Annotated in this window: 17 protein-coding genes; all 17 read right to left on the minus strand. The window is 49.3% G+C overall.

Features of this window, described 5'->3' with window-relative positions; translation table 11 throughout:
- Nucleotides 1-891: 891 nt before the first annotated feature.
- The 17 genes from HEQ50_RS03165 to HEQ50_RS03245 all read right to left on the minus strand — a co-directional run bounded on the left by HEQ50_RS03165 (nucleotide 892) and on the right by HEQ50_RS03245 (nucleotide 13370).
- Nucleotides 892-2190, minus strand: coding sequence for a pyrimidine-nucleoside phosphorylase (locus HEQ50_RS03165; RefSeq protein ID WP_168899086.1), 1299 nt, complete (start codon nucleotides 2188-2190; stop codon nucleotides 892-894).
- Nucleotides 2191-2222: 32 nt separating this feature from the next.
- Nucleotides 2223-3188 carry a sugar-binding transcriptional regulator gene (locus HEQ50_RS03170; protein WP_168899087.1) on the minus strand — a complete coding sequence of 322 codons (966 nt, stop codon included), beginning with the start codon at nucleotides 3186-3188 and terminating at the stop codon, nucleotides 2223-2225.
- A 189-nt stretch (nucleotides 3189-3377) separates the two neighbouring features.
- Nucleotides 3378-4085 carry a purine-nucleoside phosphorylase gene (gene deoD, locus HEQ50_RS03175; protein WP_168899088.1) on the minus strand — a complete coding sequence of 236 codons (708 nt, stop codon included), beginning with the start codon at nucleotides 4083-4085 and terminating at the stop codon, nucleotides 3378-3380.
- Between the two features lie 23 nt (nucleotides 4086-4108).
- Nucleotides 4109-5296 carry a phosphopentomutase gene (locus HEQ50_RS03180; protein ID WP_168899089.1) on the minus strand — a complete coding sequence of 396 codons (1188 nt, stop codon included), beginning with the start codon at nucleotides 5294-5296 and terminating at the stop codon, nucleotides 4109-4111.
- A gap of 30 nt (nucleotides 5297-5326) precedes the next feature.
- Nucleotides 5327-6016 (minus strand): deoxyribose-phosphate aldolase, encoded by a 690-nt coding sequence (gene deoC / locus HEQ50_RS03185; RefSeq protein ID WP_168899090.1) that lies wholly within the window; start codon nucleotides 6014-6016, stop codon nucleotides 5327-5329.
- A 340-nt stretch (nucleotides 6017-6356) separates the two neighbouring features.
- Complete coding sequence (locus tag HEQ50_RS03190) at nucleotides 6357-6893, minus strand: NADPH-dependent FMN reductase (protein WP_168899091.1); 537 nt, start codon at nucleotides 6891-6893, stop codon at nucleotides 6357-6359.
- A gap of 70 nt (nucleotides 6894-6963) precedes the next feature.
- Nucleotides 6964-7743 carry a tyrosine-protein phosphatase gene (locus HEQ50_RS03195; protein WP_168899092.1) on the minus strand — a complete coding sequence of 260 codons (780 nt, stop codon included), beginning with the start codon at nucleotides 7741-7743 and terminating at the stop codon, nucleotides 6964-6966.
- Between the two features lie 72 nt (nucleotides 7744-7815).
- Nucleotides 7816-8160: a BMC domain-containing protein gene (locus tag HEQ50_RS03200; RefSeq protein ID WP_168899093.1), complete on the minus strand. Its 345-nt coding sequence runs from the start codon at nucleotides 8158-8160 to the stop codon at nucleotides 7816-7818.
- A 13-nt stretch (nucleotides 8161-8173) separates the two neighbouring features.
- Nucleotides 8174-8413, minus strand: a complete 240-nt coding sequence (locus HEQ50_RS03205) for a hypothetical protein (protein ID WP_168899094.1) — start codon at nucleotides 8411-8413, stop codon at nucleotides 8174-8176.
- A 4-nt stretch (nucleotides 8414-8417) separates the two neighbouring features.
- Nucleotides 8418-8885 carry a heme-binding protein gene (locus HEQ50_RS03210; RefSeq protein WP_168899180.1) on the minus strand — a complete coding sequence of 156 codons (468 nt, stop codon included), beginning with the start codon at nucleotides 8883-8885 and terminating at the stop codon, nucleotides 8418-8420.
- Nucleotides 8878-9468, minus strand: coding sequence for a cob(I)yrinic acid a,c-diamide adenosyltransferase (locus tag HEQ50_RS03215; protein ID WP_168899095.1), 591 nt, complete (start codon nucleotides 9466-9468; stop codon nucleotides 8878-8880). The genes HEQ50_RS03210 and HEQ50_RS03215 overlap by 8 nt, the downstream gene beginning before the upstream one ends.
- 23 nt (nucleotides 9469-9491) lie before the next feature.
- On the minus strand, nucleotides 9492-9761 hold the full coding sequence (locus HEQ50_RS03220) for a EutN/CcmL family microcompartment protein (RefSeq protein ID WP_168899096.1): 270 nt from the start codon (nucleotides 9759-9761) through the stop codon (nucleotides 9492-9494).
- Nucleotides 9749-10252: a PduM family microcompartment protein gene (gene pduM, locus HEQ50_RS03225; RefSeq protein WP_168899097.1), complete on the minus strand. Its 504-nt coding sequence runs from the start codon at nucleotides 10250-10252 to the stop codon at nucleotides 9749-9751. Before pduM ends, HEQ50_RS03220 begins: the two co-directional genes overlap by 13 nt.
- Nucleotides 10253-10286: 34 nt before the next feature.
- Nucleotides 10287-10583 carry a BMC domain-containing protein gene (locus HEQ50_RS03230; protein ID WP_168899098.1) on the minus strand — a complete coding sequence of 99 codons (297 nt, stop codon included), beginning with the start codon at nucleotides 10581-10583 and terminating at the stop codon, nucleotides 10287-10289.
- Nucleotides 10584-10586: 3 nt separating this feature from the next.
- Nucleotides 10587-11165, minus strand: a complete 579-nt coding sequence (locus tag HEQ50_RS03235; RefSeq protein WP_168899099.1) for a BMC domain-containing protein — start codon at nucleotides 11163-11165, stop codon at nucleotides 10587-10589.
- A 14-nt stretch (nucleotides 11166-11179) separates the two neighbouring features.
- Complete coding sequence (locus tag HEQ50_RS03240) at nucleotides 11180-11533, minus strand: glycerol dehydratase reactivase beta/small subunit family protein (protein ID WP_232842662.1); 354 nt, start codon at nucleotides 11531-11533, stop codon at nucleotides 11180-11182.
- The gene (locus HEQ50_RS03245; RefSeq protein WP_305066823.1) at nucleotides 11526-13370 is read right to left on the minus strand and encodes a diol dehydratase reactivase subunit alpha; all 1845 of its coding nucleotides are present in this window, start codon (nucleotides 13368-13370) and stop codon (nucleotides 11526-11528) included. Before HEQ50_RS03245 ends, HEQ50_RS03240 begins: the two co-directional genes overlap by 8 nt.
- Nucleotides 13371-13396 lie beyond the last annotated feature (26 nt).

Genomic DNA, 13396 nt, shown 5'->3' on the forward strand with positions numbered 1-13396 from the left:
TCTCAAAGTCGCCATTTTTCAAGCAGACCACTTGAAAAATCCCACGGCTGAGACCAAATTTGACTCACTCACGGCTACATGAGATGTATCCAATTAAACTGGCAGAACGTTGCCACTTCAGCGATCTCATCGCACATTTAGTCGATTTCAACCACTGTAACCGGAGGCAGCTAGAACCGATGGCCATAGCCGTGACAGCGGTGTTAGCTGCGCAACAGCTTACAGCGCGGGACGTGTTTGAAGACTGATGATCTTTATCAGGCTTCAAACCGAGCCGGAGGACCGCTTCTCAGGCCGCAGGCGGTCCCCACAGCGCCGGAATCTCTGGCAGCCGCAGGTGGTCGGTGATGACTAGTTTAATGGCGATAGGCCTTACCAGCTGGGGACTGGAGCGTGTTCGTGAACTTTCAACCTTTAACTACTATCAGGTTAATACGATAGTTCGCGTAAAATACAATTTGACTGCAGCAAATCGGCGAGAAAAAACATTAGTGATAAGTAGAAGGACCGATTAAAAAAGCCAACGCCCAAGACGTTAGCTTCCTTAATCTGTGTGGTTTTAGCTTGCACTATCGGCTAGCCGCCGCACGATGACACCAACTGAAACGGTGTTCAGCCCTGAAATTCAGTTGAGGCATCGTGGGTGAGCCTTTGTGATGGAATGACCACTTGGGCAACGTTGCCGAAACGTGTTCAGCGAGGCAATCGGCTCCGCTTAACCTCGTTCGGGAAAAAATCCAAGTTCAGGATTCCCTCCGGCGACATGGCCGAAACGTGTTCAGCAAGGCAGAAGCCTGCGCTTAACCCCAGTCAGGGAATAATCCAAACCCAGGATTTTTCCCTGACTGACGTTTATGCTCACCGACTCCCGCCTTGCTTCACACTCTTTTCCTATCTCACCGTCTCATGAATCAGCGTGAATGGTTCCGCGGAATCACTGATTTCAATGTTGGCGTATAACAGATCCTTGATGTCATCGACATTTTCGCGGTCGCTGTAGATCGTCAGGAGTGGTTCGCCGGCTTCAACCTTGTCGCCGACCTTCTTATCCATCATGATCCCCACGGCGTAATCCAACTTGTCGTCAGCCTTTTGCCGGCCGCCGCCTAGTAACATGCTGGCCACGCCCATTTCATCCGCTTCAACGCGGCTCACAACGCCACTGGTCTTCGCTGGTAGCGGAATCTTGAACTTGGCTTGTGGCATGATTTCTGGATGATCAATCACGCTACGGTCGCCACCCTGTGCCTCGACCATGTCCCCGAACTTCTTGAGTGCGGAGCCATCTTCAATGGTCTTTTCACACATCGTCCGGGCTTCGGCCATGTTGTCGGTCTTGCCGGACATGACGACCATGTAGGAGCCTAACGTCAAGACCAGGTCGGTAATGTCGGCCGGTGCTTGGCCCTTCAACAGGTCGATGGATTCCTTGATTTCCAAGGCGTTCCCAATCGCGTTCCCCAGGGGTTGATTCATATCGGAAATGATGGCCATGCAGTTCATGCCGACGCCCTTCCCGATACCCACTAAGGCCTTCGCCAATTCACGCGAATCATCCAACGTCTTCATGAAGGCCCCGGAACCGGTCTTGACATCGATCACCAACGCATCGGTTCCTGAGGCAATCTTCTTACTCATGATGGAGCTGGCAATCAACGGAATGGAATCCACCGTATCGGTCACATCACGCAAGGCATAGATCTTCTTATCGGCAGGCGCAATGTTCCCCGTGGCCCCGACGATCGCCAAGCCTTGGTTCTGAACCTGCTTGATGAAGTCGGCTTCACTGATTTCGACTTGATAGCCGGGAATGGCTTCCAATTTATCCAACGTGCCCCCCGTGTGTCCGAGGCCCCGACCGGAGATCATCGGTACCGGAATGCCCAGTGCGGCCACGATAGGTGCCAACGGAATACTGGTCTTGTCCCCAACCCCACCGGTCGAGTGTTTATCCACCTTAAGGCCGTCGATGCTGGACAGATCCAAATGATCGCCAGACTTCATCATAGCCATGGTTAGCTCCGAACGCTCTGCATCGGTCATGTCCTTGAAGTAAGTCGCCATTAAAAAGGCACTGGTTTGGTAATCAGGAATTTCACCGGAAACAACCCCGTCCACGAAAGTCTGAATCTCTTCCTTGGTCAGTTCGCCACCGTTACGTTTCTTATCAATAATATCAACCATTCTCATGTTTCAGCCACTCCATTTCTAATTGGATGCGTTTACCGCGACTGCGCTGTCGCCGTAACCTTTAGTAGTTGTGCTGCTGCGTGTTGATCAATAATCAAACAATTGGGGTACCCCCCTAGCAGAGCGGCCCGAACCGCCGGAATCTTGGCGTCACCGGCCGCAACGAGGATCGAATGTTCCTTGTGCCGTAAGTTATCGAGATCGATGCCAATCGTTCGCTGGTTTAATTTTGGATCGACGACTTCACCATTTTCGTCGATGTAACGGGAGAAGATATCCCCCACAGCATGGGCCTGCAGAAAGTCTTTTTCTTGATCCTGCAGGTACCCCAGCTGAAAGACCAGCGCCGAACTGCGCACCGTCCCCACGGAGTAAATCGCGATATTGGCTTTACGTCCCAGCTCGAGGAGGTACTGAATGTGTCGCTCGGCCTCCACCAATTCCTTAGTTTGTTGGTGGTCAAAGATCACGGGCAACGGCAAGTACTGGGGCACCGCATGGAAGGCATTGGCAAAGGCGTCAATGCTCTCGTAGGCATACGTGTGCTCCGTGGAGTAACTCACACTCCCCTTAAGCTGGATCACTTCCACCCCGGTTAACGTATCCGGTTGTAAATTCGATCCAATGGCATAGATGGTCTTCCCCCAGCCGATCCCAATAATATCGTGTTCGGTCACGATATCTTCAAGATAGTGTGCCGCGTACTGACCGACCGTATTGAGCAGCTCGCTGGCCGCAGTTAATTGCGTCGGGACCACGTGAACCTCCACGTGATAGGCACGCGTCAGGGCTTGTTCCAACGTTTGAACGTCTTGAACCGGATCAATGATCTGGATGCGAACCAAGCCCTGCTCTCTGGCATACTGCAGAAGTCGGGAAACGGTTGGGCGAGAAATCCCCAGTTGCTGGGCAATCTGACTTTGACTCTGATCCGATTGGTAGTACATCTTCGCAACCGCTAAACTTTGCGTCAGCCGCTGATCCGTGGTCTCCGTCATGAATTTGCCCTCTTTCTTTCATCTAAATAGTCTCTAACTGACGTTTATCAGCGCATATTACCCCGTTAACCCAAAACGGGTAGGTCCTCACCAATCGTAAACTGGTTAGGTCCAGTTAGCATGATGCGATCCTACCAGTTTTGTGGTTGCTTCTCTCAGGTAACACTGCGCGTCCTGTCAGTCGTCTGCTTATTCGGCAATTGCCGCTTCCAAGGCCACCTTGATCATGTCGCCGAAGGACGTTTCCCGTTCCTCAGGACTCGTGGATTCACCGGTAACCAAATGATTGCTAATCGTCAACACGGACAAGGCCTTCACGTGGTACTTCGCCGCGATCAGGAACAGCGCTGCTGATTCCATTTCCGTGGCGATAACCCCGTAATCGACCAACTTTTGCCGGTCCATTTCATCGTTGTAGAAGCGATCCTCGGCCAAAATGTTCCCGACCTTGACCGGAATCTTCAGGTCTTTAGCCGCATGGTACGCCGCGTCCAACAAGCCGAAGTCACTCAACGTGGCGTAGTAGATACCGCCGCCAAACGTATTGTGAATGATGGCCGAATCCGTGGTTGAGCCTTGGGCCAATACCACGTCGCGAACGTGAACGTCGGGACTCATGCCGCCAGCCGTTCCCACCCGGAACAGCTTCTTGGCACCATAATCGTTGATCAGCTCATGGGCGTAGATCGAGATGGAGGGAATCCCCATTCCCGTGCCTTGAACCGAGATCCGGTGGCCCTTGTAGGTTCCCGTATAGCCAAAGGCATTCCGAACCTTGTTATAGCACACGGGATTCTCCAGGAATGTTTCCGCAATGTACTTGGCCCGCAATGGATCTCCTGGCATTAAGACCGTGTCGGCGATATCGCCCATTTTTGCTTCCAAATGGTTACTCATGATGGTTATCCTCCTTGGATGTTCTAGTTCAAGTCAGCTAAGAAACTGTGACCCGCATCGTTGCCGGCCACGCCAAAGTTATCCAACACCGTTGCGCCAAAGTCCGAGAATGGTGACCGGATACCCAGGCTGCCACCCTGCTTAAAGCTTGGTGAGTAGGCCAGTAATGGCACGAATTCACGGGTGTGGTCCGTCCCGGTATAGGTCGGGTCGTTCCCATGGTCGGCCGTAATCATGAGCAGGTCATCGTCATGCATGTTGGCCATGACCGTTCCGAGCCGTTGGTCAAAGTCCATCAAGGCTTGACCAAAGCCCTTGGGGTTCCGCCGGTGACCGTACATGGCATCGAAGTCCACCAAGTTAATGAAGCAAAAGCCGGTAAAGTCTTCTTGCATGACGTGATCGACGTGATCCATCCCGTCCATGTTGCTTTCATTGTGGTAGCCTTCATCGATCCCGTGGCCGGAGAAGATGTCGTTAATCTTCCCCACGCCGACCACGTGAACACCAGCGGCTTGTAAACGGTCCATGTCGGTCTCACCCGTTGGTTCCAACGTGAAGTCCCGCCGGTTGGCCGTCCGCGTGAAGTGTTCGGCATCTGGCCCTACGTATGGCCGTGCAATGACCCGGCCAATTAAGTTTTCCGGACCATTTACCAGAGAGCGCGCATACTCACAGATCTTGTAGAGTTCGTCGAGTGGAATGATATCCTCGTGAGCCGCAATCTGCAGTACCGAGTCGCCGGACGTGTAAACGATCAAATCGCCCTTGGCCATCTGTTGTTCACCCAATTCGGCAATAATCTTGGTGCCGGATTCTGGCCGGTTCCCGATGATCTTCCGTCCTGAGAACGCTTCCAATTTCTTTAATAAGTCGGCCGGAAAACCATTCGGATAGGTACTCAAGGCTTTGCGAACCGGCAAGCCCATCATTTCCCAGTGACCATCCATGGAATCCTTACCGGCGGAGATTTCTTGCATCTTGCCGTAGTAGGCCTTGGGGGCGTCAGCGACGGGAACCCCTTCGATCGGCGTGTCCCGGAGATTGGATATCCCCAATTTAGCCAGGTTCGGTAAGGCTAGCTTGCCCGCATAGTAGTGACCCACGTGACCCAGGGTATCGGCCCCCTCGTCACCGTAGTTCACAGAGTCCGGTGCGGCCCCCGTCCCGACAGAATCCATAACTAAACCGAAAACGCGTTTAAACTTCATATCCGTATCCCTACTTTCACTGACTGATTTTTAGTAGCCTGACTTCGTTGCGGTTGCTTCACCCGTTAAGATGGCGACCGTGGCACTGACACCCAAACGACTGGCACCGGCATCGATCATGGCTAAGGCTTCGTCCTTGCTGTGAATCCCACCAGAAGCCTTGACGCCCAAACGATCGCCAACGGTTTCACGCATTAACTTAACGTCTTCTAACTTCGCACCGGCCGTTGAGAACCCAGTCGAGGTCTTCACGAAGTCGGCACCGGCCTGTTCACTCAGCTTGCAAGCGCGGATGATTTCTTCATTATTTAATAGGCAGGTTTCCAAGATAACCTTCAACAACTTCCCCTTGGCGTGAACGGCTTCGGCTAAGGCTAAGATATCCTGGCCAACCTTATCGTTGTTACCGGCTTTCAATTCGCCGACGTTAATGACCATGTCGATTTCTTCGGCGCCATCGTCAATGGCCTTGTTGGCTTCAAAGACTTCACTGTCCGTGGCCATGGCCCCTAGTGGGAAGCCCACAACGGCGATAGGGTTAACGTCGCTGTCCTTTAATTGCTCAGCAACGAACGGAATCCAGTAGGAGTTAACACAGACGGAAGCTGTATCAAATTGCTTAGCTTCGTCACAAGTTTGTTTGATGCTGGCCTCAGTTGCGTCAGCCTTTAAGTTAGTGTGATCAATGTATTTTGCTAATTGTGCAGTCGTTAATGTCATAGTATGAAACCCCTTTCATTTATCACAATTAGCATACCGGATTCGTGCACGTTTGTAAAGGCTATTTTTGAAATTATGTTCAGGATGCTTTTTAATTGTGTTTTAATGAACAAGTTAGAGCTGCGGTTTCACGTTTAACGTTTTACCTATGAAAACACGTGGTACCAACGCTGGCGTCTCCTCGAGACAAGGACGCTTTCTGAGTATTTTATTACAATTAACCCCCTAATCAGTTATAATTTTTTATGGTCTGTCTCGTAGAAAAAAGCCACCGCTAAAGGAAGAACTTCCCCCATAATCGATAGCTCATCGTGAATTACACTCTCGCTGCCGTCACAACCTACAATAACGACATACGTTTGGTGAACCGTGCCATTGCCTGAGTCAACTGATCGCCTACTTCATGATCAATCAACTGCCCTTGACGATTAAATACAGTCTGAACGTGACCAATCGTGATGAAGTCGTTCATCACATTCATTCCCATATAGCGCAGCAACTGTTGAATGTGGGCGTTAGCGTTCGCACCACCACGATCTCCAGAGGAATCTGTCACCACCAACACCGGCTTATTCGCAATATGTGACTTCGGTATCGGCACAGATAGCACATCTAAAGCATTCTTTAACCCACCGGGAATTGAGAAATTGTACTCTGGGGTTATCAGAAGCAATGCGTCCATTTGGTCAACCACACTTCGAAAGACTTGCCATTCCAGAACCGAGGCCTCTTCGCAATCCGGATTGTAGAGTGGTAAGAGGTCATAATTAAGCTGAACCCATTTTGCAGTTGTCTGGTTCTTCACTAAATAATCAGCTACTTTTTGGCTATAGGCTTGCCGACTAAGGCTTCCAACCAAAACGCCAATCGTTGCCATAACGCTCACTTCCTTAAATCATGAGATGACTCACATCTCAATTTCGCCAGTTTCGTGATGGCGCACATCATCACCGTGTCAAATAGAGCTGTCTAAACCGCTCGAGGTCACTTTCTCGAAGACCTAACTGCTCATGAAAGAAAGCCGAGAAGCCACCATATCTTGCCGTCACAATGTCTAGTAGTCGTGTAAAATAAACCGGTCTAACGGTTGAAATATCAAAAATTGATTGTAGATAGGCCAAACTATCGCTTGTTTTCTTAGCGGCACTCAGTTGCTGATTAATGTTCACCGCCAACAGCTCATTGCTCATTAAGTAGTCTTTTTGAACCACGTCATCGGGAATCATCAATGCTTTTAAAATTAGTATGGTCAATACTCCCGTCCGATCCTTCCCCATTGAGCAGTGAAAGAGGGTGCCGCCAGTTGCTGGTTCAAGTAAAGTTAGCATGAACTGTCGATAGGCAGCCTGTGCTTCAACACTCGTAATCAGCCGTTCATAGGCTTGCAGCATTTGCCGCAACCCAGCCTTCTTATCGACCAAATTCTGACTGAGTCGTCGGACATTGTTCGGACTGGTTGATAAGTCTTGGGTCGAAATCGGTAATTTCACAACGCGTATTCGAGAATCTAAATGATCCGGATACCGGGCCATCTCACCTGGAGAGCGCAGGTCAATCACCGTACGAATACCGTACTGATACAATATCTCTTGATCGTCGTTATCCAGATCGGATAGGTAGCCCGCTCTAATGAGCTTTTTGGGCTTGATCTGTTCACCATCATGCGTCCTGTACCCGGCTAGGTCCCGACAATTAAACCCGTTGTTCAACTTAATCTCGTGCGCCATTCGTTCCCCCCTCCCTTATGATGATGTGCATCGCAAAAGGGCCACGGCCTAATGCGATGGCCCTCGTGTGCATTAAGTTCTAGTGATGCTGGGAATGTCGAACCCCAATAGGCCATTTAATTTATCAATAACCGCTTTTAATGCTGATTCGACTTCTGAGACTTCACCAACGATAACGACCGAACCGCTAAAGCGATCAATAAAGCCCAATGTCACATTACTCGATTTGGTAGCGATATCGCCCGCGATGATTGCAGCCTCACTAGGGGTAATCGTCAATATTCCCAAAGCATTCTTCGGCGTCTGAATACCTAATTTTTCATAGATATCAGGCGTGGGATTGGCAACAATGTGAGCCAGCGTCACCTGCTTCCCAGGCACATACTCTTGAATGGTTCGTTCAATATCACGACTCATAGACTATCCCTCGCTAACCGATTCGCTCTTCCACCTCACGCTTTAAGTCTTCTAGTAAAGGTGAGTTATCCACGTCGCCAGACTGATCTCGTGTTTTGGCTTGGACCGAATCTCGTAACGCTTTCAACAGTGGCGATATATCCTGATCATCCCGATCTGCCTGATAACCGGCAACACTTTTGTGGCTCAGGGAGTTACCCATTTCTTGTGAAATAATATCACGAATGATTGTTTCAACTTTGCCTTGATCCATAATCTCAACGACTCTCCTTCATAAAAGTTTTAACAGCCACTTCACAGATTTCCTGATCCTGTGCAACTGTTCCACCGCTTACACCGATTGCGCCAATGACTTCACCATCAACTTCCAGTGGGATTCCACCACCAAAAGACGTCAGCTGTCCAGTCATCATCGTTTCAATTTGATAAAGTTCCTCACCGGGCTGTACCTGTTGCGACAAGTCAATGGTGGATTGCTGCATCGCTAAAGCCGACCATGCCTTCTTGGGAGCTAACTGGCTACTTACCAAGTTCGCGTTAGGCATATGGTAACTCATCTGAACGACCTGATCATTACGCATGATTGCGATTGTCACTCCGACATCCAATTCAGACGCCCGCTTCACCGCGGCCGCAATTACCGTCTCCATTTTAGTTAATGAAAACAGATTCGCCTTTCTCGCCAGAACCGCTTGAACTAACGCCGTCAACTGTGCTTCATTCATCGCCATGACCAGCTCCACCACCTTTTAAGTAGATTTCAATAACCTGCTTCGTCACCCGACTTATGAGGTCTTCATAGTCCTCCGAACGTGCCATGATATATAAGAAGTCAGACAGCCGATTGATATAACGCTCCAATTCTGGCCGAAACTGCACGCTTCTTGAGAGCTCAACAAACGATCGCTCAGCCCGGCGACAAATGGTTCGACAGACATGTAATTGTGCGCCGGCATGACTCGTTCCGGGAAGAATAAAACTATGAATTTGTGGGAGCCGCTGGGTATACTCATCAATCACGCTCTCCAGAAAATGCGTATCTTCGTCCGTGATGACTCGACTCTGCGCTAAAAACTTCTCAGTGTCTTTCGTGGCAATCTCACCTTGAAGATAAAACATCCGATACTCAACGGTCTGTAAAATTTTTCGATTCGCTTGACTTTGACATAGTTTCTCAGCGAGGCTGATTGTTGCGTTCAACTCATCAAATGTGCCATACGTCGCAACTCGAATCGAATCTTTTTCAACCCGCAGGCCATCAAATAGGCTCGTTTTACCTTTATCACCGCCTTTGGTGTAAATTGGCATAGCATTTCCTCCTCAACGGCACTTTATTTGTCGAACCGGTCAATGATCCCCACGATCGTACAGTCATTCACGTCGGTTGCATCCGGTTTGTTTTCGCTATCCGCGCGTCGTGCGCTCGATCCGCGGACAACTAACACGTTATCCCCAATCCCAGCATTCACTTTATCCGCTGCAACCTGTTCAAATCGGATCTCATTTTGATCCGAATCGATCGGTCGAATAATCATTAATTTCTGGCCAACTAAAGATGGGTCTTTTTGGGTAGACACAACGCTACCCATTACTCTAGCCATATACAATTTTCCTCAGTCCTCATCTTTATTTTGATGTTTTTCTCTCGACAAATTTCGCGTCCTTCATCTGTTAACCGTTGCCGGTTCGTCCTAATCAAGGTCGCGTTATCCGGCAATGCTGCTAGATTGGTTCGCGATAGGATTGACGCTTGATCACTAACCACTAGCGAACGCCGTCCAACTACAAACTTGATTGGCCAGTCCAAGACCATCATTCGCGGAATGAAATTCACCAGTTGTTCATTGACACGCAGATAAAAGTGAACATCATATTTAATGCCATTTAAGATCCATAACACCTGAGCATTATTGGTCTGCAGTGTATACAACGCTTTGATAAACGGTATGGAGACATCCTCGATAATGATGTTGCCATAATCCACGAATAATTGTTTATCCCGTGACGCCGGCAAGTCAGGCAAAGAGATGACCCGCGTTGCCGTCTGTCTTTTTTTTAATTTCTCAACGACCTTTTCCAGCAAGTCATCCATCGCCACACCTCCAATTCATCCCCAAAATTAGTGACTATTCACCAGCACCACTTGGCGTTTGAATGGATGGTAATACGCTCTCAACTTCACTATGTGGGCGAGGGATGACATAAGATGACACCACTTCACCAACATTTTCAGCTGCTTGAATCCCTGCGTCTACAGCTGATTTTACGGCCCCAACATCTCCACGAATCATCACAGTGACTAAGCCAGCCCCAATCTTTTCTTGACCCGTTAAGACCACGTTAGCAGCTTTTACCATGGCATCGGCAGCCTCAATTGACGGTACCAATCCTCTAGTTTCAATCATTCCTAAAGCGTTATTCATGGGTTATTCCTCCTTGTTATTGGTTGAATTCTTCTTATTTGCATCGTCTTTATTTTTCAGTTCGCTATAGTGGATGCACTTAACATGTGGTTCCCCCACCTTGCGTGGACACTCTGGGTCACCACATAAATTACACGTGACCTCAGCATCCACCGGCTTCTCAGTCGGCTGATCCTGTGACGTTGAGACACTGTCAGTCTTAACCAGCTGTGGCGCCTTTGTCACCGTTTTAGGACGAGGACCAAACATCGCCGATTCCTTCATCGAGCCATCGGAATTGTATTTTTCAGGATTAAAGTTTGGCGGATTAACGTCCGTTGCCCCGGAGCTCCCGATCTCATCCAATCCCTTCGCCGGACTCCCGATGACCAGACCTGCAACATATTTTTCCGGTAGAGTTTGTTTGACCGTCTCAACGGCAACTTCCAAAGCGGCAATGTCACCTGTAAACTCCAGCGTAATCCAACCGTTTTCGGCATTACGGATTCTGCTGAGTTGCACATCACTTGTCTTTAACATGCGATCTGCGGCAACCGTTGCGCTAGTGAGTCCGTCACACTCTACATATCCTAACGCTTCCATAATTTTATCCCCATTCATGCTAATTTCTTAAAGGGTATGCCCTTTACCAGTCGTGCGGCATTCGCACCTAAGACCCGTTGTTGGGCGTTATCCTCAAGACGAATATCAAATAGTGGGTGTTGCTCTGGCAAATTCTTATAGTGAACCACATACCGATCCCCATCGTAAGCAATGCCTACTGACAATCGTGAAGCCAGAGCCGCTTGATAAGCGCGTGAAACAACATCATCAACTGCGATTGTCTTAAGTAAAATTGGAATCTGTTCTTCCTCGATACCGTTAAGAAGTGGTTCCAGCAGACGTGCCGTGTGACTCACCGTACGGGGTACCCCAATAATGATTGCTGGTCGCTCAAGATTATCAGCCATTGCCTTGCCTTCTTTCTTCGGCATAGCGTAGGACCAGACCCGTTGCAACCGCATTTCTCGGCCCCATAATGCCACGAACGTTTCCCCGACCAGATACCAAGTTATAGTGTGCGAGCTCATCGGTAACTAGTTGTGGAATTTCAAAGTCCAGTGCAGAACCACCTACGATTACCACAAAGGGGATGTCACGAATATTGCCCGTCGGACTCACGTATTTCAACGCGCGAATGGCATTCGTCACGAACACCCGCTTCTTCGCCCCTTGACGCACCAGCTTAATTCTTTCGATGCTGGGATTACCGATTACGGGCTCGTAGCCGTCCGGCTTGATGACCACAACCCGGGCAAATAACTCGGAAGGCAAGGGATGATCGAAGAACTGTACCGAACCATCTTCATGGCGGAGTTGGAACAGATTTTCTACCTTAGCCAGTGGATAGCGCTTCACGTCCTCAGCGAGATGAACATCTGACAACCCAAGTTCAGAATTGATAATCATCGTAACCATATCACCGGCACCGGCTAGATGAATGGCAATGGACTGATCCTTTCGATCAATGATTGACGCATCCGTCGATCCAGCCCCAAAATCAAGAATGGCAATGGGTTTGGAGGTCCCAGGGGTCGTCAGTGCACCGTGAATGGCCGATTCAACCTCCGCTCCACCAATTTCAACCTTAACCTTCAATTCCTTTTCGATAAGCCGTGCAATGGCCGCCATCTGCAAGTGATCCGATTTAACCATTGCGGCGATTCCCACCGCGGACTCATTGAGAAATTCACCTGCAAGCCCCCCCTTTACCTTTACGGGGACTTGAGTATCAATGGCCAATAAATCCTGAATGGCAACGTCTTTGTTCTGCTTGCCAGTTAACGTGGCCATGGTCTGACGCACCTTTTCCAGCATGCCACCGATGTTTGTTCCGGTTTCGCCCGTGATGTCTTTAATATGTCGAAAGCTGGAAATCTTCTTCATGATAGCAGCGGCCCCACGTGAGACGCCTACCTCATCATTTCCCGTCTCTCCATTGATCACAATCTTGCCGGCTGGAATAACGCGGGCCTTGACGTCTCCTGCTGGTGTCTTAATGACCACCGCAGAGCGATTGCCAATCAAGGCTCGTGAGACAGGCACGATATTCTTGGTTTCCTCAGAGTCTAGTTGGAACAACGTGGCAATCCCATATGGATTAGCAAGCTGTGAGATGACTTGTCCCGGACCAGCGACTTCAACCCCTGCCAACATATGTAGGGGAACCTTATCAATCATCGCTACCTCATCAACAATCGGAATCTTCTGTTTTAATCGATTATCGACTAACACAGCATCATCGTTTTGGAGAATAGCAGCTGAAATTTGGTAGCCAGCTGCAACATACGCATTGATGAGTTTGGCGCAATTTTCGAAGTCAATCTCTCTCGGAACAATCACGATATACTGCTGATCCTTATCCCGTTCACCCGCCAACTTTAGAATCGGTACCGTTACACCCGAGGCCGTTCCAATCCCCCCCGGCGTATCAGGATTATGACCAATCATCGTCGACTCCGTAACCACCGTCTCTGTGATGGTCTCCATGGCCACGTCCCCAATCACTGGTGTGGCCTCATTAATCCGAATTAAGTCAATCTGACCGATTGCTAAGCTTGTTTTATGCAAAACCTGATTCAGCGCATCACGGATACCAACTAGATTTTCCTTAGTTCCTTTGATACCGGTAGTGGCAGCTATCCCTGATCCAATGAAACTAGCTACGCCTTCATCGGAAACATTGGCGAGTGCAACTTCAGTTGACGAATTTCCAATGTCAACACCAATCACTTTTTTCATTGCCATATCTAGACACCCTTTTTCAACGTTTT

Source organism: Lactobacillus sp. HBUAS51381 (assembly GCF_012641095.1).
GTDB lineage: Bacteria > Bacillota > Bacilli > Lactobacillales > Lactobacillaceae > Levilactobacillus.